The sequence below is a fragment of the Gemmatimonadales bacterium genome, from assembly GCA_036500345.1.
In the GTDB taxonomy this organism is placed as follows: Bacteria; Gemmatimonadota; Gemmatimonadetes; order Gemmatimonadales; family GWC2-71-9; genus Palsa-1233.
Map to the genome: position 1 here is coordinate 38,625 of DASYCE010000012.1, position 22,895 is coordinate 61,519.

Below are 22,895 nucleotides of genomic sequence, written 5' to 3' on the forward strand. Positions count from 1 at the left end.
ATTTTCGGGTGATGCCAGAGCATACCCCGCCACAGCTGTTCCTCATCGATGGCTACGCATTGATCTACCGGGCGTTTTTCGCGCTCATTACCCGGCCACTGCGTACCGCGCGCGGCGAGAACACCTCGGCCGTATGGGGAGTCACCAACTTCCTGCTGCGGCTACGCGAGAAGTACCGTCCCGACTACGTCGTGTGGGTCAACGACGCCGGCGATTCGTTCCGGACCGCCGAATATGCGGAGTACAAGTCGACCCGGGAAAAGCTCGACGATGAGCTGCAGGCCGATTTCGATCGCGCCGTCGAGCGGGTACGCACGCTGCTCGAGGGGTTCCGGATTCCATTGATTGACGTCGCGGGCTACGAAGCGGACGATGTCATCGGGACCTTGGCGCTCCGCGCGGCGGCGGCAGGTCTGCAGGCGGTCATCGTGTCGGGTGACAAGGATTTCTACCAGCTCATCCGGCCGGGCGTGGCGCTGCTCAACCCCGGGCGCGGCGGTCCGGCTGGTGTTGATGAAGTGTGGGTCACCGAATCGAACGCCTCCGAACGGCTCGGCGTGCCGCCGTCGCAGGTGACCGACTGGCTCGCGCTGGTGGGCGACACGTCGGACAACGTCCCCGGGGTGAAGGGAATCGGTGAAAAGGGTGCGGTGCAGTTGCTGCAGCAGTTTGGCAGCGTGGAAGTGCTTCTCGACCGCGCCGGCGAGATCACGCAGAAGCGCGCGCGCGAAGCATTGCAGCAACAGGGCGATGCCGCGCGGCTTTCCAAGCGCCTGGTCACCATCAAGACCGATGTCCCGGTCGAGCTCGACCTGTCGACCATCACCGCGCACGCGCCCGATCGTCTCATGCTGGCGCGGTTCTTTGCCGAGCTGGAGTTCAACTCGATCATCCCGAGGCTCGAGCGACTGACGTCAACGGGTAACGATGCGCCGCCGGCCGACGCCGATACCCGCGCTGGTGATGCCACGATTCCCGCAACGGTCGATATCCCCGAAATCCCCTTCGTCGATTGCAACGCCGTCGTGGTCGACGATGCTGCGCTGCTGCCGGCGATTGCCGCGGAGCTCCGCGCCGCGTCGCTCGTGGCGTTCGACTGCGAGACATCATCACTGCAGCCGCACGATGCCGAACTGATCGGGCTCTCCCTCGCCGCGGCGCCGGACCGCGTCTGGTATCTCTCCTTTGGCCACCGGGCACCGGCGCGAGATCTCTTTGGCGGTGACGGCGTCACTGCCGACTCGTCGCCACCGCCGCCTCGCAATCTCCCGCCGCTGACCGCGCCGGAATGCGCTCCGATCAAGGCGCTGCTTGAGGACGCCGCGGTGCCGAAGGCGGCCCACAACGCGAAGTACGACATCGCGGTGTTGCGGCGGGCGGGCGTTGAGGTACGTGGATTGGCGTACGATTCGATGCTGGCATCGTTTGTCCTCGATCCGTCCCGGCGATCGCACGGCATCGACGCCCTGGCACTCGAGTTTCTCGGCCGGCGCATGAGCCTCTACACTGATCTTGCCGGGAAGGGGAAGACCGAGATCCCCTTCGCCGAGGTGGCAGTGCAGCGCGCGGCAGCGTACTGCGGAGCGGACAGTGCCACCGTGCTCTCGCTGCATCGCCATTTCGCGGCCGACCTCGAACAGCACAAGCTCAATCCGCTGTTGCAGACGATCGAACTCCCCCTCGTGCCGGTCCTGGTCGACATGGAATGGGACGGTATCGCCATCGACGCGGTCGCATTTGCGGAACAGGCGCGCGAACTCGCCCGCGACCTCGAACAGGTGAGCGCCCAGATTCAGGCCGCCGCCGGCGGCAAGGCGCTCAACATCAACTCGCCGCGGCAACTTGCCGCGATTCTCTTCGAGGATCTTGGATTGCCGGTGCTCAAGAAGACGCGCACCGGCCCGTCGACCGATGCCGACGTGCTCGAGCAGCTTGCCGATCAGGGGCATGCCCTTCCCCGGCTGATCCTTGGCTACCGCGAACTGCAGAAGCTCAAGAGCACCTACGTCGATGTCCTGCCCCTCGCCGTGAATCGCGAGACCGGACGGATTCACACGTCGTACAACCAGGTCGGTGCGGCGACCGGACGGTTGTCATCGAACGATCCGAACCTGCAGAATATTCCGGTGCGCACACCGCGCGGTGAGGGCATCCGGCGCGGATTCGTGCCGGCGGCCGGAAACCTGTTCGTCGTCGCCGATTACTCCCAGATCGAACTGCGGCTGATGGCTCACCTGTCGCACGATCCCGCGTTCATCGGCGCGTTCCAGCGCGGCGAGGACATTCATCGCCAGACTGCAGCGATCATCTTCGGCGTGCCGATCGGCGAAGTCACCAGCGAAATGCGCGGCCGCGCCAAGACAATCAACTTCGGCACCATCTACGGGCAGGGCGCTTTCTCGCTCTCGAAGATGCTCGGCATTCCGCAGGACGAGGCGAAGCGATTCATCGCCGACTATTTCGCGCGGTTCGCCGGAGTGCGTGAGTATCTCGACCGGCAGGTGGCAGTCGCGCGGGAACAGGGGTACGTCGAGACGCTCTTTGGCCGCCGCCGCTATCTCCCCGAGATTCGCGACCGGAACTTCAACATCCGGGCCTTTGGCGAGCGGCTGGCGCAGAATACGCCGTTGCAGGGATCCGCAGCCGATCTGATCAAGCGAGCGATGATCGCCATTCACGCAGCGCTCCCCGCCGCGGGCCTCCGCGCGCGGATGCTTCTCCAGGTGCACGACGAACTGGTGATCGAAGCGCCCGAATCCGAAGCCGAGCGCGCGGCCCAGCTGGTCAAGGAGCACATGGAGGGAGCGGCCACACTCGACGTCCCGCTCGTGGTGAGTGTGGGGATCGGGAAGAACTGGGTCGACGCCAAGCGCTGATGGACTCCCGCGGAGCCGGTGCGCTCAGTCGACGTCGGGGTGATCCTCCCGCGGTTCGCGCACGCCGGGCCACCAGTTCCAACGCCCTGCGATCTGCATGAATGCCGGTACCAGCACCATGCGCACCAGGGTGGCGTCGAGGAAGACCGCGACAGCCAGGCCGAATCCGATGAACTGCATCAGCAAAATGTGCGCAAAGGCGAAGGCGCCGAATACCGCGATCATGATCAGCGCCGCCGAGGTGATTACCGACGCGGTCGCCGACAATCCCTCGCGCGTCGCACGGGTATTCTGGCCGCTGCTGTCGAACGACTCCTTGATCCGCGCGAGGAGGAAGACCTCGTAGTCCATCGACAATCCGAAGACCACGGCGAAGACCAGCACGGGCACGAGGACGTAGATCGCCGAAGTCGGCCCGCCGATGCCGAAGATCTGGCTGCCGATCCCGTGCTGAAAGACGAGCACGACGATCCCGAACGTCGCGGCAACCGAGAGCGAATTCATCACGATCGCCTTGATCGGTACCAGGACTGATCGGAAGACGATTGCCAGCATCAGGCCGGTTACGCCGAGAATGAGCGCGACGATCAGCGGGAACCGCGCCAGCAGCAGGCGCTGGAAATCGAGCGCCGCGGCGACATATCCGCCGACCCGGATGGTCGCGCCCTGAAGCTGCCGAATCCGACGGGACGCCACGAGTGCGCGCACATCCCGCACCACGTCCATCGTGGTGGTGAGTGATGTCGTGTCGGATGGAATCACATCCATCAGCGTCGTCCGGCCGTCGCGTGCGAGATACGCGTCGAGAAAGTCGGGATAGCGGGCACGGACGGTGTCCGGTTCGCTGTACAGCAGCGAATATTCGAGCACGCTCCTGCCGGGACTCAGATCGACCAGCGACTTGACGTCGCGAATCCGCGGATCGGCACGGAGCGAATCGGAGAGATGCTTGAGTCCGCGCAGCGCGACAGCACTGGTGGCCGCGGTCCCCTCCGGAAACTCGATGATCATACGGAGCGGTTGCACGTACCCCGACATTCCCATCCGGTCGAGGGTTGCCACACCGGCTCCCGCTTCGGTTTCCGTGGGCCACCAGTTGCGGCTCGGAAGGCCGATACGCAGGAAGAAGGCGGGGATCGTCAGTAGCGCGATGATGCAGCTGCCGATGATCACCGCGCGATATGGATGGCGCGACAGCGATCTCGCCCACCGCTCCCACACCGCCGGCCGGTGATACCACGCCAGCCGCCGTGCGATCCACCGTGGCCGATCGATCGACCGCCCCAGGACGGCGAGCAGCGCCGGGAGGAGGGTGATCGACAACAGGACCGCGACCGCGACCACCACCAATCCCGCGATCCCGACGCTCTTCGTCTCCGAGAGGGGCGTCAGCAGGAGCGCCGCGAAGCCGACCACGACGGTCATCCCCGACGTCAGCACGGCGTGTCCCGAGGTGGCGAAGGTGCGGGCGGCAGCCTCCCCCGCGTCGAGCCCCGCGTTGAGCTCTTCGCGGAAACGCGTGACGACGAGCAGTGAATAGTCGATCCCCACGCCCAAACCGATCATCGAGATCATGTTGAGGACGAACACCGACATGGACATGTGTTGCGCAATGATCCCGACGATCGTCAGTGCGATGGTGATGGCAAGGATCCCGACGATCACCGGCAGCAGTGCGGCGACGAGCGCACCGAAGGCGAGGACCAGCACCGCAAGCGTGATCGGCACCAGCTTGCGTTCGTTGTGGCGCGCATCCTCTGCGCTCACGGTGCGGATATCGATGTCGAGCGGCGCGCGGCCGGTCACCAGGACGCTGTACGCCTCCCCGTCGGGGAAATGCCGAAGCACTTGCTGGAACGCATCGCGCATCGGCTGCACGACGTTCCCCACCGAATCGTGGGAAACGCCGAGCGAGACGAGAAAGAAGGTCGTGCGGCGGTCGTGCGCGAGAAATGTCGAATCGTGGGTGGTACGAAATGACAGGACGCCGCGCACCCACGGCTCGGCCTTCGCGGTTGCGGTCAGCGAATCGAGCAGCGCACCGGCGACGCCTTCGGTCACTGGGGTCGGGCTCTGGAGGGTGACGGCGAAGAACTCCGAGACTGGCCGCGAAAAGCGCGCGCCAAGGAGCGAATCGGCGATTCGCGCCTCGGTCATCTCGTCGGCGCCCCCGCGAAGCTCAAGGCGGCCCACCGTTTCACTCGCGTGGGACGCGGCGTACGCGCCCACGATCGCCCAGAGGGCAATGACCACCCATCGCCCGCGCACGAGGGCGCTTCCGATCCTGTCGAACACGGCACAATGGTAGGACTCGCCGGGCGGGATCGCTAGGTATCCCGCTGACCACGCCCTCGCAAAAAACTCCCCCTCCTGCCGATATTCCCAACGTGCTCCGTAACGTTCTGGGAATCCTCCTCGCCGTTCTGGTCGTGATCATCATCGGCGGATCGAGGCACGGCACCAGCCAGCCTCCGGCTCCGGCTGCCGTCCATGGGCCGGCGGTCGGGGTGACCACCACTACGACGACCCGCGTGGCCGCGGCCCCGAAAGGCCCGGCCGGGGCTGACCCATCGATTCCGGCGGTCTCGACCCCGGAACTCGATCTGTTCACCCGCCTCGCCGTGCGGCGCCGCATCGCGCGGGAGGGGAACAGCGTCTATCTCGATTCGATGCTCATGAAGACCGACTCTACCGTCACGCGCTGGCCCGACAGTGCGACACTCCGGGTCGCGTTCGTCGCCGATACGACGGTACCAGGCTGGACACCTCTGCTGGTCGCTGAAGCGCGCACTGCGCTCCACAAATGGGATGGGAATGCATCCGGTGTCACGTTCAAGGAAGTACCAACAGCCGACTCGGCGGATATCCAGGTGCACTGGGTGGTCACGCTACCGGACACGGGCCAGATCGGAAACACCACGGTCAGCTGGGGAACCGACGGTGTCGTACACTCCGCAGACGTGACGCTCGCGCTTCGCCGGAACCGCGATTCGACCCTCGTGCCACCGGCGGTGCGGATGCGCGTCGCCACCCACGAGTTCGGACACGCCCTCGGCCTGCCTCACTCCGGTGATCCCGGCGACCTGATGTTCCGTACCGCCCCGGTCGCCGGACCGTCCGATCGCGACCAGGCGACTCTGCGTCTGTTGTATGCCGTCACCCCCGGGCCGCTGCGCGTTCATCCGTAACCCGCCGTGCGCCTGTCGTGGTTTGCCGCCGTGCTGTTCATTGCACTTCCCCGCCCTGCATCGGCGCAGCGTTTCGCACAAGTCGACGCCGCGATTCGCGATGGCATCGCACAACGGATCTACCCCGGCGCTGTCGTGGTGGTCGGCCGGGCCGACACGATCCTGTATGCGCGCGGCTACGGTCACTTCACCTGGAGCAGTTCGTCTCCCTCCCCTGACCCGGCCACCACACGCTGGGACCTGGCGTCACTGACGAAGATCGTCGCGACGACCGGTGCGCTCGCGGTCCTGGTGCAGCAGCACCGTGTCGAACTCGACGCGCCGGTTTCGCGATACGTGCCCGCATTCGCCGGCGGCCGCAAGAACCAGGTCACGGTTCGGATGCTCCTGACGCATACCAGCGGGATGCCGGCGTATATCAAATTCTGGATTACGTCGCACACGCCCGCCGAAGCGCTTCAACAACTCTTCATCACGCCGCTCGCCGGAATACCCGGAGCCAAGCCGGTCTACAGCGACCTCAACGGGATGCTTGCCGGGCTGGTCGTCGAACACGCCTCCCACCAATCACTCGATCGCTTCGCCGACTCTGCGGTCTTCTCGCCACTCGGCATGGTCTCCACCGGGTATCGACCCGACAAGCGCGCCCAGGTGGATGCCGCGCCCACTGGACTCTGGCACGGGCACCCGGTCGGTGGCACGGTGAACGACCGCAACGCAGCAACATTCGGCGGCGTCTCCGGGCATGCGGGACTTTTCTCGACGGGGCTCGACTTGGCGCGCTTCGACCAGGGGTGGCTCAAGGGCGCCGCTGGCCACGGGAAGTGGCTCAAGGAATCAACTGTCTCGGAATTCCTCAGTCACACGGCGACCAGCGGAACGCGAGTGCTCGGCTGGGACACTCCACTCCCGCCGGGAGGCAAGAAGGTCTCGCTTTACGGGCGCTGCGCAACGCCGACGACATTTGGTCACACGGGGTGGACCGGCACCGAGATGTGGATCGACCCTGCCAACAACCTGTTCGTCGTCCTTCTCACCAATCGCGCGTTCGATCCCGCACGACCGGAAGCGTCGTTTGTTCAGCTCAAGGAGATTCGGTTGCGCGTTGCCGACGCGGTTCGCGCGGCCCTCGGCGGCTGTCACGCGTAGCTGGTCTGTGGCGGGGTTCAGTGTCCCAGGAAGGCGCGAACTCTCGGATCCATTCGCTCGGGGGTCCAGTACGGCTCCCACACGAGTTCGATATCGACGTCGGCGACGCCTTCGAGGTCGGTCAGGGTCCGCTTGACGTCTTCCATGATCTCACCGCCTGCGGGACATCCTGGCGACGTGAGCGTCATGCGGACGTGCACCACGTTGTCGACAGTCACCGACACGTCGTACACCAGCCCGATATCGATGATGTTGAGGCCGAGTTCGGGGTCCTTCACCGCGCGCAACGCTTTCCGCGCCAGGTCGGCTGATACCGGCGTTGCTGCTGCGGCTGCTTCACCATCGGTCATCTCTCAGATCTCCTTCACCGCGGTCGGCTCCGCAGTCTGCATTGCGGTCACCAGTGCCGCACCGAATACCCCGGCCTGCCACGTCCGGACGCCGGCCACTCGCGCCAGCGACTCGACGTTCTCCGGCTCGGCGCGCGCGATCGCTTCGAGCGTCCCATTAGGACAGAGGACACCTGGCGCAAGAGAGAACTCCGTCGCAAGCCGATTCCGTTCCCGCTTCAACGCCTCCAGCCGCGTTTCGTAGGCTGGATCGGCGAGCCGGCGCGGCGGACGCGGGATCCTCGGGAGTTCGTCATCCGGCACTCCCTTCCCCTCGCTGATCGCGGCCAGGATCTCGCCACTCCGGCGCTCGCCGATGTCCCGACCGATTCCCTTGACCCGTGTGAGCTCCTGGCCGGAGTCTACTGGGTGCTGGGCCAGATGCAGCATGACCTCATTGCCCATGATTCGAAACTCGGCGCGATCGAGTGACGCTGCCAGCTCGGAACGCCACCGATACAGAGCTCTGAGGATCGCCAATGCGCGCCGATCGAGCGCGCGCGCTCCCTTGACCCTCAGGAAATCGAGCGACGGGTCGGATTCGGAGGCAGTCCAGCGGATCTCCTCGGCAAGCCCGAACTCTTCTTCCACCCACGAAAGTCGGGAGATTCCATCGAGTTGTTGACGTAGTATATCTCGCAACTCACAAAGATTTCTTGTATCGCCGGCGGCGTACTCAAGCATCGCTGTCGAAAGCGGCCGCACCGACCAGTCGGCGCGCTGAAACCGCTTGTCTGCCTTCAATCCGAAGTACTTGTCGAGAAGGGCAGCGAGTCCGATCCCTGGCTCATTCAGGAATTGCGCGGCGATTCTGGTATCGAACAGGTTCGTTGCGTGGAAGCCGAACTCCTTGTCGAAGAGCCGCAAATCGTAATCGGCATCGTGAAAGACCTTTTCGACCGACCGATCGGCGAGGAGGCGCCCAATCGGCGCGAGGTCCCCGACGCCGAGGGGATCGATCACAGCGGTCGACGTGCGGGTCGATAGCTGGATCAGGTAGATGCGATCGTGATATCGATGAAAGGAGGCCGCCTCGGTGTCGAGCGCGACGAGATCGGCGTCGGCGATCTCGGCGAGCAGGCCGGTGAATGCTTCGGGGCGGTCAATCAGCCGGACGGTCACTCAGTCGCGTCGCTTTGCGATTAATTCGAGCCCGTCGGCGACGTCCTCGAGCGCCTTGGCAAGACTCTTGTAGAACTCGGGATCAGGAGCGGGCGGCGTGCCCAAGGCGCTGTCGAGATACACCTTGCGGGCGAGCTTGGCGGCATGGCGGATGTAGTCGGTGGTCGGCATCGGCTCCCTCGGGCGTTGCAGGCCATCAAACGTAGCACCGGCTGTTATTGACCCTGGGTGTGAAACATTCGGGGGTGGGGAGCGTCTTTAGGAATGGCGGTCCCGACGGAACCTCTCCATCCGTCACCGCCATCACATTGCAAGCCTTCCTTGAGACGCCCGTCGGGATTCCGGCTAGTCCGGACCTGGCGGGCGTCCTCTTTTCGGTCTTCGGTCTCGGGGAGGTTGGTCGGGCTCGCAGATGGTGCAGCCCGGGCGCGGATGCGGCGCAGGGGGCGGGGAAGGAGACGCGACTCCGACCGGCTACTTGTTGGGCCGCCCCGGCGGCGTGTCGGAATCGAAGACCTCACGGTTCTTCGCGATATAGGCCTGCAGGTTCGCCGGAACATCTTCCTCGGGAAAGATCGCGCTGACCGGGCATTCCGGCTCGCATGCGCCGCAATCGATGCATTCGTCAGGATGGATGTACAGCTGATCGTCGCCTTCGTAGATGCAATCCACCGGACAGACATCCACGCAGGCGCGATCCTTTATGCCAATACACGCTTCCGTAATGATGTAGGGCATCGAGGTTCTCCTTCACAATCCCGAACTGAATCAGGAAGCGCAGCACAGCTTCCGGCGTGGCACACAGTAGGAACGCCCCCCGGCGTGCGCAAGGGGGAGCCGCCGCCAACGCGTGTCGCGACCTAGTGTTTTGGCTTCCCCGGCACAAAGAGGAGCTTCGACCACCCCGCAGAACAGGTCTCGCTCTTCACGTCGAACGCATACCCACCGCGCTCCTGGCGCACGATGTACTGCCCGGGCTCGCTGCACGCCTGGTCGGTGTATGTGGCGATCCCGTCCTTCTGCATCAGCTTGCCGCTGAAGGTCAGCGTATCCGGCGACGTGATCGTGAAGGCGCCATTTCCCTTGAGCACCAGCGGCCAGCCAGCCATCCCGACGCTGTCGGCCCTGGCACTGTCGCGCGCCTGGATGATGTAACTCCCCGCCGGCATGGTGACCGGAGCCTGGGCACAGAGGTGGGATGCGGCCACAGTGGCGGCAACGAGCGGAGTGATCCAGCGAAATCGCATCGAGAGATCCGGGGTCGAGTGTGCCAGTGGTACGACAGGAGATGATACAGGGTTGGTTCGCCCGATCCCAGCCCGCTTGTCAGATGATGAGGCGTTTGCAGCACAATGACTTAGACGTTCGCACCAAAAAACTGGTGTGAATTGACAAGGGAGCCTGCCAAGTCTAGGATTGCGCCATGCGAACGTCGCGACCCACAGATCAGCACCCCGGCGGACTTCCCCCGGCGAAGGTGCGGGGTGCCCGGGCCGAGCTACTGCTGGAACTCAAGCGGGCCGGTTCAGCCACGGCATCAGATCTCGCCGGGGCGCTCAACTGTTCGCTCAATGCCGTCCGTCACCACCTCAAGGAGCTTCAGCGCGAAGGCGCGGTGCTTCACGACCGTACGCATCACGGTGTCGGCGCGCCGGCGCACACCTACCGACTGTCGCCGCTGGGGCACGACCTCTTTCCGCAGCGGCACGCCAGCACCGTCGCATTCCTGCTCGATCAGCTCGTGGCGCTCGAGGGACGCGCCGTCTCCGCTGCACTGGTCAACGACCATGTCAGCGGCACCGCCGAGCGTGTCTGCGCGATCGGCAACGCTGCTGATCGGGACCGGCGGGGGCAGCAGATCGCCGACGCCCTCGATGCCGAAGGGTACATGGCGACATGGGAGCAGGGGCAAGACGGCGGCGTGCTGATCGAGCACAATTGCCCACACCGGCTGATCGCCGAGCGATTCCCGGAAATCTGCCGGGCGGAAGAGGCGTTTCTCGGTCGTGCCTTCGGCGTCGCGGTGACCCGTCAATCGCAGATCAGCGGCGGCTGCGGCACCTGCACCTACCGGGTGAGCTACGACGCGGCACAGGCAGGGGGAGGGGGAGGATCATGACCTCGTCGATCGAATCACTCGTCAATCGTGAATACAAGTACGGCTTCGTCACCGACATCGACCAGGAGACCGCACCGGTCGGCCTGTCGGAGTCGACGATTCGGTTCATCTCCGAGCGCAAGCGCGAACCTGAGTGGCTCCTCGATTGGCGGCTCAAGGCATATCGGCGGTGGCTCGAGATGACCCACGAACCAACCTGGGCGAACATCCATCACGAGCCGATCGACTATCAGGCAATCACCTACTATGCCGCGCCGCGCACCCAGAAGCCGCTCGGCTCGCTGGAGGACGTCGATCCCAAGCTGCTGGAGACCTACGCCAAGCTCGGTATCCCGCTCACCGAACAGAAGCTGCTTGCCGGTGTGGCGGTCGATGCAATCTTCGATTCGGTCTCGGTCGGGACGACGTTCAAGGCAACGCTCGCCAAGGCCGGCGTGATCTTCTGCTCGTTCGGCGAGGCCGTGCAGGAACACCCCGATCTGGTTCGCAAGTATCTCGGATCGGTGGTCCCGGCGTCGGACAACTATTTCGCCGCGCTCAACTCGGCGGTCTTTTCGGATGGCTCGTTCGTGTACATCCCGAAGGGTGTCCGCTGTCCGATGGAGCTCTCGACCTATTTCCGGATCAACGCGGCGAACACCGGCCAGTTCGAGCGAACGCTGATCGTCGCCGACGAAGGGAGCTCCGTCTCCTATCTCGAAGGTTGCACGGCGCCGAAGCGCGACGAGAACCAGCTGCACGCGGCGGTGGTCGAACTCGTCGCGCTCGACGACGCGTCGATCAAGTACTCGACGGTGCAGAACTGGTACGCCGGCGACGCGGAAGGGAAGGGCGGCATCTACAACTTCGTCACCAAGCGAGGCAAGGCGCTCGATCGCGCCAAGATCTCGTGGACGCAGGTCGAGACCGGATCGGCGATCACCTGGAAGTATCCCAGCGTGATCCTGCAAGGCGACGACGCGGTGGGCGAGTTCTACTCGGTGGCGGTCGTGAACGGGATGCAGCAGGCCGATACCGGCACCAAGATGATCCACATGGGCCGCAACACGCGCAGCACGGTGGTCTCGAAGGGGATCAGCGCCGGCCGCGGCCAGAATTCGTACCGCGGTCAGATCAAGATCCTCCCCCGCGCCACCGGGGCCCGCAACTACACCCAGTGCGATTCGATGCTGATCGGCAATCGCTGCGGCGCGCACACCTTTCCGTACATCGACGTGGAGAATTCGTCGAGCGACGTCGAGCATGAAGCGAGTACGTCGAAGATCGGCGAGGACCAGATCTTCTATTGCAAGCAGCGCGGAATGAACACGGAAAACGCCATCTCGGTCATCGTGAACGGCTTCTGCAAGGAAGTCTTCCGCGAGTTGCCGATGGAGTTCGCCGTCGAAGCGCAGAAACTCCTCGGGATCAGTCTCGAGGGGAGCGTGGGTTGAGGAGACCAGGCTGACATGGCGTTGCTCGAGATCAACGATCTGCATGCCGCGGCAAATGGCCGCGATATCCTCCGCGGGATCACCCTCGCGGTCGACGCCGGTGAGGTCCATGCCATCATGGGCCCCAACGGCTCCGGAAAGAGCACGCTCGCCCAGGTTCTCGCGGGGCACCCGGCATATCAGGTCACGTCCGGCACGGTGGTGTTCAACGGGAAGGACCTGCTCGACATGGAGGCCGAAGAGCGCGCTCAGGCAGGGCTCTTTCTCGCCTTCCAGTATCCGGTCGAAATCCCCGGAGTGACGAACGCCTACTTCCTGCGTACGGCGTACAACGCGATCCGGAAAGCGCACGGACTCGAAGAACTCGATCCGATCGACTTCTACGACCTCCTCGAACAGCGGCTCCGCATCGTCGAATGGGGCCCGGAAATCATGGAGCGTGCGGTCAACGCCGGGTTCTCCGGCGGTGAGAAGAAGCGCAACGAGATCCTGCAGATGGCGGTGCTCGAGCCGAGGCTCGCCGTACTGGACGAAACCGATTCCGGTCTCGACATCGACGCGCTGCGCATCGTCGCCGGCGGAGTCAACGCCTTGCGCCGTCCCGATAACGCGACGCTGCTGGTGACCCACTACCAGCGGCTCCTCAACTACATCGTCCCTGACCAGGTGCACGTGCTCGCGGCCGGGCAGATCGTCAAGTCGGGTGGGAAGGAGCTGGCACTCGAACTCGAGGAACGCGGCTACGAATGGCTGATGCCCGAGGCTGCGTCGGCGTGACCGCCACGGCGTCGCGTATCCCGTTTGCGGATCTTGCCGCGCAGCTCCAGGCGACCGGACCGACCGATCCGTGTTGCGGCAATGCACGCGAGGAGGCTTTTGCGCGGTTCGCGGCGGTCGGCATCCCGACCTCTCGCGACGAGGAGTGGCGCTTCACGCCGGTGCGGCATCTTGGCGCCACGGAGTTCGGGCTGCCGGGTGACTCGCCGGCGCTGAGCGCTCAGGACATTGCGCCGTTCCTCACGAGCGGTGGTTCGCTTCGAATTGTCGTCGTCGATGGCCGGGTTGATCCAGCGCTGTCGCACTTCTCAAGTGCCGCGGGGATTCGGGTCGCTTCGCTTGCCGGTGCAGGCGCCGCGAACACTCAGGGTGTCATCACCTGCGCCGGCGACAGCGCCACAGCGCTCGCCACGCCGTTCGCCGCCCTCAATGCGGCGCTCTGGAGTGATGGTGCGGCAATTCACATCGGACCGGGCGTCACCGTCGAGGCGCCAATCGAGATCGTCCATGTCGCGACCCCCGCCGCCGATGTCGCGGTGATCTCGCCGCGGACGGTGATCTATGCGGCAGCCGGCGCGTCGGCAACAGTGGTCGAATCGTTCGCGGCATTGACCGGCGCTGGCTATTTCACCAACGCGGCGTGCGAAATCGTTCTGGGCGAGGGTGCCCGGCTGCAGCACGTCCGGCTCCAGCGCGAGGATGCCACCGCGACGCACATCGGGATCACCAGCGTCCAGCAGGAGCGTGGGTCGCACTACCGGTCGTTCGTCCTGTCGCAGGGTGCCCGCCTGTCGCGCCACGACCTGCACGCCCGTCATCATGGCGAAGAGGTGGAGACGCTGCTCTACGGGCTCTATCTCGGACGGGACGAGCAGCTGGTCGACAACCATACCGCGATCTTTCACGACCAGCCGCGTTGCAATTCGTGGGAGGTCTACAAGGGCGTCCTCGCTGATCGGGCCCGCGGCGTCTTCAACGGCAAGGTCGTGGTGCAGCCGGTGGCGCAGCGGACGGACGCGAAGCAGACCAACCGGAATCTCCTCCTGTCGGACAGGGCAAAGATCGATACCAAGCCCCAGCTGGAGATCTTCGCTGACGACGTGAAGTGCACCCACGGCGCGACGGTGGGACGGCTCGATGAATCGCAGCGATTCTACCTCCGCGCACGCGGCATCGCCGGTCGCGAAGCGCAAATGCTGCTGGTCACGGCGTTCGTGGCCGAAGTGTTCATGGAAATCACCGATCCCATGATCCGTTCGGCCGTCGAACGCCTGGTTCGCGCCGAAATAAACACACTGATCGGTTGAGACGATGAGTGCCCCCGCGACTTCCGCTCCCGTGCAGTCCTCACGACGCGCCTTCGATGTTGCGGCGATCCGTCGCCAGTTTCCGATCCTGGAGAGATTGTCGCGCGGCAAGCAGCTGATCTATCTCGACAACGCCGCGACAAGCCAGAAGCCCGATGCCGTGATCGCGGCGCTCGATCATTACTACCGTGCCGGGAACAGCAATATCCATCGCGGCGTCTATCAGCTGAGTGAGGAGGCGACGCTTGCGTGGGAGGCTGCGCGCCAGCGGGCAGGCCACTTCATCGGGGCGCCGAGCAGCGATGAAATTGTCTTCGTTCGTGGGACGACCGAAGCGATCAACCTGGTGGCGAGCTCGTTCGTCCGGCCCCGCGCGACCGCCACAAGCGTGGTGCTCGTGACGGCGATGGAGCATCACGCCAATATCGTCCCGTGGCAGCTCGCCGGCGCCAGCACGAAGGCGATTCCGATCTCGGGCGACGGCGTCCTCGACCTCGAGGCCGCGGAGCGAATGCTGGCGGAACGGCCGATCCTTCTTGCCGTCGCCCATGTCTCGAACGCGATCGGCACGGTCAACCCCGTCGCCGAACTCTGCCGGATGGCGGCGCGGCACGGTGTCCCGGTGCTCGTCGACGGCGCGCAGGCCGCGCCGCACTTTGCGATCGACGTCCAGGCACTGGGATGCGACTTCTACTGTTTTTCGAGCCACAAGGTGTTCGGCCCGACCGGGATCGGCGTACTGTGGGGGCGGAGCGAACTTCTCGATGGAATGCCGCCGTATCAGGGCGGCGGCGACATGATCGATGAGGTCACCTTCGAGCGGACCACCTTTGCGCCGGTGCCGCGCCGGTTCGAGGCGGGCACTCCGCACATCGCCGGAGCGGTCGGGCTCGACGCGGCGCTCGGATGGTTTGAGGCGATTGATCGAGATGCGGCGGTTCGCTACGAGGAAACGCTTCGCGATCACGCCACGAACGTCCTGGGGACAATTCCCGGCGTACGGCTCTTCGGCGCTGGCGCCGAAAAGGCGCCAATTGCCACCTTCACCCTCGACGGGGTTCATCCGCACGATCTCGCCTCGCTCCTCGACGGCGACGGAATCTGCGTTCGTGCCGGACATCACTGCACGCAGCCGCTGCACCGCGCTCTCGGCGTCCCCGCCACCGTCCGGGCGTCGTTTGCCATCTACAACACCACCGCCGAGATCGACGCGCTGGGCGACAGCGTGATCCGGGCTCGAACGATCATGGGCCGATGAGTTCCCTCGCCGAGCTCTATCAGAGCGTGATCGTCGAGCATGACCGGAGTCCGCGGAACTTCCGGGCACTGGTTGCACCATCGCATCACGCCGAGGGACGCAACCCGCTCTGCGGCGACGAGGTGGCCGTCGATCTGCGGGTGGGTGACAATGGTGCGATCGAAGAGATCGGGTTCCAAGGCCAAGGCTGCGCGATTTCCCGGGCATCCGCGTCGATGATGACGGCCGCATTGCAGGGGAAAACGGTCGCCGAGGCGCGGGATTTGTTCGACCGGTTTCACGCATTGGTCACCGGAGGAAGTGCGGACGACGTAGGAAAACTCGCCGTCTTCCGCGGCGTTGCCGAGTACCCGATGCGGGTGAAGTGTGCGACGCTGGCGTGGCACGCGATGATAGCTGCGCTCGATACGGGCGCGAAATAACGACACAACATCAGGAGTTCGAGGTAGCGATGCCGTATTCAGAAATGATGGTCAAGCCGATGCGCGAAGAGGTCACCCGGCTGGGTGTCGAGGAGCTTCGTTCGGTCGCCGATGTCGACGCCGCCCTGGCAAGCGGGGATGGGACCGCACTGGTCTTCGTGAACTCCGTCTGCGGCTGTGCGGCGGGGATGGCACGTCCGGCGCTCGCCCGGGCGCTGGAGCACGGTACCCGCCCGGCGCACCTGTACACCGTGTTTGCCGGCCAGGATCTCGACGCCACGGCGCGGGCCCGCTCGTATTTCGGCGAGTACCAGCCGTCGTCCCCGTCGCTGGCGCTGCTCAAGGACGGCGAAGTCGTCGCGTTCGTGCACCGGCACCAGATCGAGGGGCGTCATCCCGACCAGATCGCGTCGATGCTGACGCAGGCGTTCGACGCCCACTGCGCGTGAGCGGGCACGTCTTTCACCCCGACCGCGACGAATGGCATGGCGTCACCGTCGTGGTCAGCGCGCACGACGGGAAGACCTATCTCGGTCGATGGCATGAACGGGGACCGCGCGGTGTGGTGATGCACGATGTCGCAATCCACGATCCGGCGACAGCGTCGGCGCCAATCGACGCATGGCTCGCGAAGCAGGACAAGTTCGGCGTTGCGGTGACGGAACGTTTCATGATCGTCCCCGACGCCGCGGTCGCTGCTGTGCGCGTGTTCAATTCGAAACTGTAGCTTTCCTGTCGCGTACGCTGTCGCGCACTATTTCGAGTGCAGGCGCGACAGCAGAAGTCCGTGACCAGTTGCGCGAACAGTTCTCCTCCATGCAAGGAGTGCCTTGATGGCCACCGCTGCGGTGCGCGTCGATCATGTGACCAAGCGATTCTCAGGTCACACCGCCGTCCGGAATCTCTCGTTCGACGTCCCGACGGGGGGAATCTTCGGCCTGCTCGGTCCGAATGGGGCTGGCAAATCGACGACGATCAGGATGATGATGGACATCATCGAACCGGATGAGGGGAAGATCACCGTGCTGGGATCGACCAGCTCGTCGCGTGACCTCTCGGCACACGTCGGCTACCTCCCTGAAGAGCGAGGCCTGTACAAGGACATGCGGGTCCAGGAGCACCTCGCCTTTCTCGCCGAGGTGAAGGGGGTCCGTCGATCGGACGCCATGAGATTGGCTGCCAAGTGGTTGAATCGTCTGGGGTTGGGTGATTGGTCGATGAAGAAGGTCGAGGATCTTTCCAAGGGGATGCAGCAGAAGGTGCAGTTCGCCGGGACGCTGATCCACGATCCTGACCTGGTCATCCTCGACGAACCGTTTTCGGGGCTCGATCCGGTCAACCTGCAGGTCATGAAGGACATCGTGGTCGAGTTCGCCCGCGGCGGAAAGACGGTGATTTTCTCGACCCACATCATGGAGCAGGCCGAGCGGATGTGTGAGCGGATCGTGATCATCGCCCGCGGCGAGAAGGTGGTCGATGGCGCGGTGAGCGAGGTCAAGGCGGGCTTCGGCTTCCGCAACGTTGCCCTGCGTTATTCGTCGGACGCCGCGAAGGCGGTTCCGGTGCTCGCCGACCGGAGTCTCGTCGCGCGGGCCGACGAGTATGGCAATGCGGCCGAGGTCGAGCTGGCGCCGGGCACCGATCCGCAGCGCCTCCTGCACGCACTGGTGCAAAGCGGTGTCGGACTGGGGCGATTTGAGGTCGTCGAACCGTCGCTCGAGGCGATCTTCATCGCCAAAGTCGGCGATGGTGCCGCCGTGGTCCCGGCCAGGGCGGAGGCCGCATGAACAAGCTTTTCGCCGTCATTCGCCGCGAATTCATCGCGCGGGTGCGAACCAAGGCGTTCATGATTTCCACGGTGATCCTCCCGGTCTTCATCGTCGCGATCACGATTGTGCCCGCGCTGATGATGCGGGGATCGAGTCGCACCATGCATATCGCGATCGCCGACGGAACGACCGACAGCGTCGGCAACGTCGTGGCGGCCGATCTCAAGGCGATCACGATCACGCCGGGTGACGAACCGATGCCGGCGTACACCGTCGATCTTTATCACGGAGCTGGTCACATCGACGCCCTCCGGGATTCGCTGGTGTCGCGGACGGCGCGAGACCGCGCCATCGATCCTGCGACGTTCGACGGTGTGCTCGTCATCACCGACGCGACGACGGCGACGGGGAAGGCGGACTATCTCGGCGCCAATACCAGTTCGATCGATGCGATGAACCAGCTCGAGTCGACGCTGTCACACGTGCTGATGACGCGCCGCCTGGAGCGATCGGGGGTCGATCCGAAGCTCGTTGCCGGCGCAATGACCCGCGCAGATCTCTCGACAACGAAGGTGTCGGACGGGAAAGCCACCGGCCAGAGCGGTGCGGAATCGTTCGCGATCGCGTACTTCATGGGGTTCCTCCTGTACTTCGTTGTCACGATCTATGGCCAGCAGACGTTGACGTCGGTGATCGAAGAGAAGAGTTCGCGGATCATGGAGGTGCTGGCGTCTTCGCTGCGACCGTTCCAGATGCTCCTCGGCAAGGTGATTGGCGTGGGGTCGGTGGGGCTGTTCCAGATGACGATCTGGGCGGCGACCTTTTTTTTCGTGTCACGCGATCGCGCTCAGCTCGCCGGTCTCTTCCACGTGAGCCCTGCGGCAATGCAGCAGTTGCCGATACCGACGATGCCGGTCGGATTGCTGGTGGTATTTCTGGTGTATTTCGTTCTCGGGTTCCTGCTGTACGGGGCGCTGTACGCTGCGATCGGCTCGATGTGCAATACGGTCAAGGATGCGCAGCAGTACATGATGCTGGTGACGATGGTGCTGGTCTTCGGATTTTTCGGCGTGTTCGCGCTGATGCGCGACCCGACCGGCAGCTTCGGGGTGACGCTATCGATCGTGCCGTTTGTTTCACAGTTCGCGATGCCGGTGCGGTGGTCGCTGGCGGCGGTGCCGGCGGTGCAACTCGTGATGTCGCTGATTTTCAGCGTGATTGCGCTGCTGGGTGTGACGTGGCTCGCAGGGCGGATCTACCGGACAGGGATCCTGATGTACGGCAAGAAGCCGACGCTGGTCGAAGTCGCGCGGTGGATCAGAGCGAAGTAGTCGCGGAGCGCAGGTGATCGGTGCGGGGGCTCCGGGGGACGGGGCCCTCGTTCGTTTGCGATCACCCGAAGGCGGTGGGCGGTTGCTGGAACGCACGGAGTGACAACCGAACGCGAGCTCGAGGCCAACTTTTCACTGGCATAAACTGCTGTAATGTATTACTGCGTACGTGGTTACTGCTTAAGATAGCGAGGTGTTGCCGGCCAGTTGCACGTGAAACAGCGCAGTAAGTCGGAGATTGCGCCAGTTCTTGGCGATCGATATGTTTTTCCGCTCGCGTCACCCGGATTCAGTGCCGATGCCTCGTACCATAGCCATTGCTAATCAGAAGGGCGGGGTGGGGAAGACCACCACCTCGGTCAATCTTGCGGCCTCGCTGGCGATCGCCGAGCGGAGGACGTTGCTGATCGATGCCGACCCGCAGGGGAACGCGACGTCGGGTGTCGGTATCGACAAACCGGCGCTGGCCAAGTCGCTCTACGACGTCCTGATCAACAAGGTCCCCGCGCTGGAAGTGGTGCGGCCAGATATCAATCTGCCATTCCTCAATGTCCTGCCGGCAACGCAAGACCTGGTTGGAGCGGAGTTGGAGCTGATCGGGCTCCCCGGCCGCGAGCTCATTCTCCGGAACGCGCTCGAACCGCTGCGGTCTGAATTCGACTACATCCTCATCGATTGTCCCCCGTCCCTGGGTCTGGTCACGCTCAACGTCCTGACCGCTGCCGATGCCGTGATCATCCCGATCCAGTGCGAGTATTACGCGCTCGAAGGGATTTCGCAGCTCCTGAACACGATTCGCCTTGTCCAGCAGAATTTCAACCAGGAGATCCAGATCGACGGGGTCCTCCTGACCATGTTCGACAACCGGCTCAATCTTTCGCGGCAAGTCGTTGGCGAAGCGAGAGAATACTTCGGCGCCAAGGTGTTCCGCACCGTGATCCCCCGAAACGTCAGGCTTGCCGAGGCGCCGTCGTTCGGCAAACCGATCCTGCTATACGACGTACAATCGGTTGGCGCCAAGAGCTATATGTCGGTCGCGCAGGAATTGATGAAACGAACTGACGCGCTCTCGAATGGACGCACACCGGAGGGGGGATGAACGAGTCGAAGCGCCTGGGCAGGGGGCTCGAAGCACTTCTTGGCCCGATGTCCCGCGAACAGGCAGAGGCATCTGGAGCCCTGCGTGATGTGGCTGTGGGCTCGATCTCTCCGAACCCCTACCAGCCCCGCCGGTCCTTTGACGAGGAAGGGCTCGCCGAACTCGCGGCATCGATCGATACCTCGGGTCTGCTCCAGCCGATCATCGTGCGCTCGGTAGGCTCCCGGTTCGAGCTGATCGCCGGCGAACGCCGCTGGCGGGCAGTTCAGCGGCTCGGATGGGCCAAAGTGCCCGCAATCGTCCGGGATTTTGACGATCGAACCGCCCTGTCGCTCGCCCTCATCGAAAATCTCCAGCGCGACGATCTCAGCGCACTCGATGCCGCTCATGGTTATCAGCGCCTCGTCAGCGATTTCCAGCTCGCCCCAGCCGAGGTGGCGAAACTGGTCGGCAAAGACAGATCAACTGTCGCTAACACATTGCGTTTATTGAAGTTACCGCTAGATGTTCAGGGCCTTCTCGAGTCTCGCAAGCTGACGGAGGGTCACGCCCGCGCGCTCCTTGCCATCACCGACATGGCGAAGGTCTCCAAGCTCGCGCACCAGGTGGTCGAACGCGGTTGGTCGGTCCGCGAGGTCGAAGCGCTGGTCCGCGGAGAATCTCCCGACCTTCGCCGGACCCGCATGATGAAGAAGCCCGCCGCGCACAAGCCTGCCACTGGCGACGCCCGCCGGGTCGAAGATGCGCTCCGACAGCATCTCGGAACCGACGTGCGATTGACGGCGAAGCGCCGAGGGCGTGGATTGGTCAGCATCTCCTACTACTCGAATGACGATCTGGCGCGGCTGCTCGAAGTCATTCTCGGGCACCCCTTTCAAGGGTGAGATGACGTGAAGCCTCGATTCTGGTTAATGGCAGTTGCTGCCGTTGCCGCGTGCGCCAGGCACGACGCATCATCGCACGCGCTCCGCGTGGCGCTCATCACCCCCGGCTCAATCGCGGATGCCGCGTGGAATGCCGGCGCATATCAGGGGCTCCTGCAGATACGCGACTCCCTCGGCGCGGCGATTTCGAATATTGAAGCGACCACACCGTCCCAGCAGGAGGAAGCGCTGCGCAGTTACGCGGCGCAGGGCTACACCATCGTCTTCGGACACGGATACGAGTTCCAGGCGCCGGCGGAGCGCGTCGCGCACGATTATCCCAATACGATCTTCGTGATCACCAGCGGCGAACGCGTCAGCGGTCGCGTCGTGCCGCTGATCTTCCGCATCCACGAGGCGACGTATCTCGCCGGGATGGTGGCCGGTGCGATGACAAAGACGGGAAGGATCGGCTTCATCGGTGGGATGGAGCTTCCGCCGATCAAGCTCGGCTACGACGGATGGCTACAGGGCGCGCGCGCCGTGAGGCCGGACGTCGAATCGCGGATCACCTATCTCAACACCTTCGACGATGCGGGCGCCGGCAAGGAAGCGGCGTTGGCGATGATCCATCTTGGCGTCGATCAGATCCATCACAACGCCGACGCCGCCGCACTCGGAGTATTCGCCGCGGCGAAGGATTCACCCGGCGTATTTGTGTATGGTGCGAACGGCGATCAGACGTCGCTCGCTCCCGAACGCGTCATCGCGTCGGCGGTCGTCGACCTTCCCCGGGCGCTGATGCTGGTTGGACGGGAGGTGCGGTCGGGTCACTTCACGCCGCACGCAGAGAGTTTCGGACTCAAGAGCGGCGTGATTCGACTCGCGGTCAATCCGGCACTGGCCGGGTCGTGGCCCGCCGGTCTCAAGGATCGCGTCGCTGCCGCGAGTGATTCAATCATGGCCGGGACACTGCACGTCGCCGGTCAGACAGTACCATGACGGCAGCCACGCTCGGTGATGTAGCGGCCTATCTCGATGAGTACCTCGCGATCGATCGAATTCCGGATCATGAGACGGCGCTGAACGGTCTGCAGCTCGAAAACAGCGGCGTCGTGACCGGCTTTGTCGCCGCAGTTGACGCATCACAACAGACGATCAACCGCGTGGTCGCGGAGTGCGCTCCCGGCACGATGCTGGTGGTGCATCACGGACTCTTCTGGGACGGCAATCAACCGGTGCGGGGCCGCCGGTATCGCAAGCTTCGGACGCTGATCGATCACGATGTCGCTGTATACGCCGCGCACATTCCGCTCGACGTGCATTCCGTGGTCGGCAACAACGCCGTGCTCGCTCGCGAGCTGGGAATCACGGATCCGACGCCATTCGACGTGTACCGTGGCGTACCATTCGGCGCTGCGGGTACGCTTGTCATGACACGTGACGCACTGGTCGAGCGCCTCGAACAGCTGCTGCACACGCCGGTCCAGCTCGTCCCGGGAGGACCGGAGACAACCTCGCACGTAGGCGTGATAACCGGCGCCGCCGGTGATCGCGTGCCGGCGGCGCACCATGCCGGGCTTGACACATACATCACCGGCGAAGGCGCCCATCACACCGTGTTTGACGCACTCGAGCTCGGCGTCAATCTGATCTACGCCGGGCACTATGCCACCGAGACCGTGGGCGTCCAGGCGCTCGCCCGGCAACTGGCGGAGCGCTACCGGTTGCCGTGGGTGTTTCACGACCATCCGACCGGGCGATGACCGGGTGACTCCGCGCCCGCCGGGTCG

23 protein-coding genes are annotated in these 22,895 nt (G+C 64.3%); 17 read left to right on the plus strand and 6 right to left on the minus strand.

The window, feature by feature from the left end; genetic code table 11:
• The first annotated feature begins 11 nt into the window (after positions 1–11).
• Entirely contained in the window at positions 12–2,876 is a 2,865-nt protein-coding gene (gene polA / locus VGM20_06625) for a DNA polymerase I (protein ID HEY4100532.1), read from the plus strand.
• Positions 2,877–2,900: 24 nt separating this feature from the next.
• Here polA and VGM20_06630 read toward each other — a convergent pair whose 3' ends face one another.
• The gene (locus VGM20_06630) at positions 2,901–5,171 is read right to left on the minus strand and encodes an MMPL family transporter (GenBank protein HEY4100533.1); all 2,271 of its coding nucleotides are present in this window, start codon (positions 5,169–5,171) and stop codon (positions 2,901–2,903) included.
• Between the two features lie 92 nt (positions 5,172–5,263).
• Between VGM20_06630 and VGM20_06635 the strand changes: the two genes are divergently transcribed.
• The gene (locus VGM20_06635; protein HEY4100534.1) at positions 5,264–6,064 is read left to right on the plus strand and encodes a matrixin family metalloprotease; all 801 of its coding nucleotides are present in this window, start codon (positions 5,264–5,266) and stop codon (positions 6,062–6,064) included.
• Between the two features lie 30 nt (positions 6,065–6,094).
• Positions 6,095–7,213, plus strand: a complete 1,119-nt coding sequence (locus VGM20_06640) for a serine hydrolase domain-containing protein (GenBank protein HEY4100535.1) — start codon at positions 6,095–6,097, stop codon at positions 7,211–7,213.
• A gap of 17 nt (positions 7,214–7,230) precedes the next feature.
• On the opposite strand, the gene VGM20_06645 is transcribed toward VGM20_06640, so the two are convergent.
• From VGM20_06645 to VGM20_06665, 5 genes are all read right to left on the minus strand, one after another.
• Positions 7,231–7,563 (minus strand): metal-sulfur cluster assembly factor, encoded by a 333-nt coding sequence (locus VGM20_06645; GenBank protein ID HEY4100536.1) that lies wholly within the window; start codon positions 7,561–7,563, stop codon positions 7,231–7,233.
• A 3-nt stretch (positions 7,564–7,566) separates the two neighbouring features.
• Positions 7,567–8,724 (minus strand): HRDC domain-containing protein, encoded by a 1,158-nt coding sequence (locus VGM20_06650; protein ID HEY4100537.1) that lies wholly within the window; start codon positions 8,722–8,724, stop codon positions 7,567–7,569.
• Positions 8,725–8,895, minus strand: coding sequence for a hypothetical protein (locus tag VGM20_06655; GenBank protein ID HEY4100538.1), 171 nt, complete (start codon positions 8,893–8,895; stop codon positions 8,725–8,727).
• A 303-nt stretch (positions 8,896–9,198) separates the two neighbouring features.
• Positions 9,199–9,462 carry a ferredoxin family protein gene (locus tag VGM20_06660; GenBank protein HEY4100539.1) on the minus strand — a complete coding sequence of 88 codons (264 nt, stop codon included), beginning with the start codon at positions 9,460–9,462 and terminating at the stop codon, positions 9,199–9,201.
• Positions 9,463–9,584: 122 nt separating this feature from the next.
• On the minus strand, positions 9,585–9,971 hold the full coding sequence (locus VGM20_06665; GenBank protein ID HEY4100540.1) for a hypothetical protein: 387 nt from the start codon (positions 9,969–9,971) through the stop codon (positions 9,585–9,587).
• A gap of 176 nt (positions 9,972–10,147) precedes the next feature.
• Here VGM20_06665 and VGM20_06670 point away from each other — a divergent pair, with 176 nt between their 5' ends.
• The 14 genes from VGM20_06670 (at position 10,148) to VGM20_06735 (ending at position 22,868) form a co-directional block, all read left to right on the plus strand.
• The gene (locus VGM20_06670) at positions 10,148–10,843 is read left to right on the plus strand and encodes a helix-turn-helix domain-containing protein (GenBank protein ID HEY4100541.1); all 696 of its coding nucleotides are present in this window, start codon (positions 10,148–10,150) and stop codon (positions 10,841–10,843) included.
• Positions 10,840–12,276, plus strand: a complete 1,437-nt coding sequence (gene sufB, locus VGM20_06675) for a Fe-S cluster assembly protein SufB (protein ID HEY4100542.1) — start codon at positions 10,840–10,842, stop codon at positions 12,274–12,276. Before VGM20_06670 ends, sufB begins: the two co-directional genes overlap by 4 nt.
• Before the next feature lie 15 nt (positions 12,277–12,291).
• Positions 12,292–13,053, plus strand: a complete 762-nt coding sequence (sufC, locus tag VGM20_06680) for a Fe-S cluster assembly ATPase SufC (GenBank protein ID HEY4100543.1) — start codon at positions 12,292–12,294, stop codon at positions 13,051–13,053.
• Positions 13,023–14,360, plus strand: coding sequence for a Fe-S cluster assembly protein SufD (sufD, locus tag VGM20_06685; GenBank protein ID HEY4100544.1), 1,338 nt, complete (start codon positions 13,023–13,025; stop codon positions 14,358–14,360). Before sufC ends, sufD begins: the two co-directional genes overlap by 31 nt.
• A 31-nt stretch (positions 14,361–14,391) precedes the next feature.
• Entirely contained in the window at positions 14,392–15,618 is a 1,227-nt protein-coding gene (locus VGM20_06690) for a SufS family cysteine desulfurase (protein HEY4100545.1), read from the plus strand.
• Positions 15,615–16,040 (plus strand): SUF system NifU family Fe-S cluster assembly protein, encoded by a 426-nt coding sequence (locus tag VGM20_06695; protein HEY4100546.1) that lies wholly within the window; start codon positions 15,615–15,617, stop codon positions 16,038–16,040. Before VGM20_06690 ends, VGM20_06695 begins: the two co-directional genes overlap by 4 nt.
• Positions 16,041–16,069: 29 nt before the next feature.
• Positions 16,070–16,489 (plus strand): BrxA/BrxB family bacilliredoxin, encoded by a 420-nt coding sequence (locus tag VGM20_06700; GenBank protein HEY4100547.1) that lies wholly within the window; start codon positions 16,070–16,072, stop codon positions 16,487–16,489.
• Positions 16,486–16,767: a hypothetical protein gene (locus VGM20_06705; protein HEY4100548.1), complete on the plus strand. Its 282-nt coding sequence runs from the start codon at positions 16,486–16,488 to the stop codon at positions 16,765–16,767. The genes VGM20_06700 and VGM20_06705 overlap by 4 nt, the downstream gene beginning before the upstream one ends.
• 106 nt (positions 16,768–16,873) lie before the next feature.
• The gene (locus VGM20_06710) at positions 16,874–17,827 is read left to right on the plus strand and encodes an ATP-binding cassette domain-containing protein (protein HEY4100549.1); all 954 of its coding nucleotides are present in this window, start codon (positions 16,874–16,876) and stop codon (positions 17,825–17,827) included.
• Positions 17,824–19,140 carry an ABC transporter permease gene (locus tag VGM20_06715; protein HEY4100550.1) on the plus strand — a complete coding sequence of 439 codons (1,317 nt, stop codon included), beginning with the start codon at positions 17,824–17,826 and terminating at the stop codon, positions 19,138–19,140. The genes VGM20_06710 and VGM20_06715 overlap by 4 nt, the downstream gene beginning before the upstream one ends.
• A gap of 298 nt (positions 19,141–19,438) precedes the next feature.
• Positions 19,439–20,239 carry an AAA family ATPase gene (locus VGM20_06720; protein HEY4100551.1) on the plus strand — a complete coding sequence of 267 codons (801 nt, stop codon included), beginning with the start codon at positions 19,439–19,441 and terminating at the stop codon, positions 20,237–20,239.
• Complete coding sequence (locus VGM20_06725) at positions 20,236–21,123, plus strand: ParB/RepB/Spo0J family partition protein (protein HEY4100552.1); 888 nt, start codon at positions 20,236–20,238, stop codon at positions 21,121–21,123. The genes VGM20_06720 and VGM20_06725 overlap by 4 nt, the downstream gene beginning before the upstream one ends.
• A gap of 27 nt (positions 21,124–21,150) precedes the next feature.
• Entirely contained in the window at positions 21,151–22,104 is a 954-nt protein-coding gene (locus tag VGM20_06730; protein ID HEY4100553.1) for a BMP family protein, read from the plus strand.
• A complete protein-coding gene (locus VGM20_06735; protein ID HEY4100554.1) occupies positions 22,101–22,868 on the plus strand; it encodes a Nif3-like dinuclear metal center hexameric protein in 768 nt (255 codons plus the stop codon). The genes VGM20_06730 and VGM20_06735 overlap by 4 nt, the downstream gene beginning before the upstream one ends.
• Positions 22,869–22,895: the final 27 nt, after the last annotated feature.

Bases quoted from the DNA above. Each gene is read 5' to 3' on its own strand.
- VGM20_06670 (HEY4100541.1), top strand. From the start codon at position 10,148: ATGCGAACGTCGCGACCCACAGATCAGCACCCCGGCGGACTTCCCCCG.
- VGM20_06710 (HEY4100549.1), top strand. From the start codon at position 16,874: ATGGCCACCGCTGCGGTGCGCGTCGATCATGTGACCAAGCGATTCTCA.
- VGM20_06720 (HEY4100551.1), top strand. From the start codon at position 19,439: ATGCCTCGTACCATAGCCATTGCTAATCAGAAGGGCGGGGTGGGGAAG.
- VGM20_06725 (HEY4100552.1), top strand. From the start codon at position 20,236: ATGAACGAGTCGAAGCGCCTGGGCAGGGGGCTCGAAGCACTTCTTGGC.
- VGM20_06660 (HEY4100539.1), bottom strand. From the start codon at position 9,462: ATGCCCTACATCATTACGGAAGCGTGTATTGGCATAAAGGATCGCGCC.
- sufD (HEY4100544.1), top strand. From the start codon at position 13,023: ATGGCTGATGCCCGAGGCTGCGTCGGCGTGACCGCCACGGCGTCGCGT.
- sufC (HEY4100543.1), top strand. From the start codon at position 12,292: ATGGCGTTGCTCGAGATCAACGATCTGCATGCCGCGGCAAATGGCCGC.
- VGM20_06715 (HEY4100550.1), top strand. From the start codon at position 17,824: ATGAACAAGCTTTTCGCCGTCATTCGCCGCGAATTCATCGCGCGGGTG.
- VGM20_06645 (HEY4100536.1), bottom strand. From the start codon at position 7,563: ATGACCGATGGTGAAGCAGCCGCAGCAGCAACGCCGGTATCAGCCGAC.
- VGM20_06695 (HEY4100546.1), top strand. From the start codon at position 15,615: ATGAGTTCCCTCGCCGAGCTCTATCAGAGCGTGATCGTCGAGCATGAC.
- VGM20_06735 (HEY4100554.1), top strand. From the start codon at position 22,101: ATGACGGCAGCCACGCTCGGTGATGTAGCGGCCTATCTCGATGAGTAC.
- polA (HEY4100532.1), top strand. From the start codon at position 12: ATGCCAGAGCATACCCCGCCACAGCTGTTCCTCATCGATGGCTACGCA.
- VGM20_06730 (HEY4100553.1), top strand. From the start codon at position 21,151: ATGGCAGTTGCTGCCGTTGCCGCGTGCGCCAGGCACGACGCATCATCG.
- VGM20_06655 (HEY4100538.1), bottom strand. From the start codon at position 8,895: ATGCCGACCACCGACTACATCCGCCATGCCGCCAAGCTCGCCCGCAAG.
- sufB (HEY4100542.1), top strand. From the start codon at position 10,840: ATGACCTCGTCGATCGAATCACTCGTCAATCGTGAATACAAGTACGGC.
- VGM20_06700 (HEY4100547.1), top strand. From the start codon at position 16,070: ATGCCGTATTCAGAAATGATGGTCAAGCCGATGCGCGAAGAGGTCACC.
- VGM20_06665 (HEY4100540.1), bottom strand. From the start codon at position 9,971: ATGCGATTTCGCTGGATCACTCCGCTCGTTGCCGCCACTGTGGCCGCA.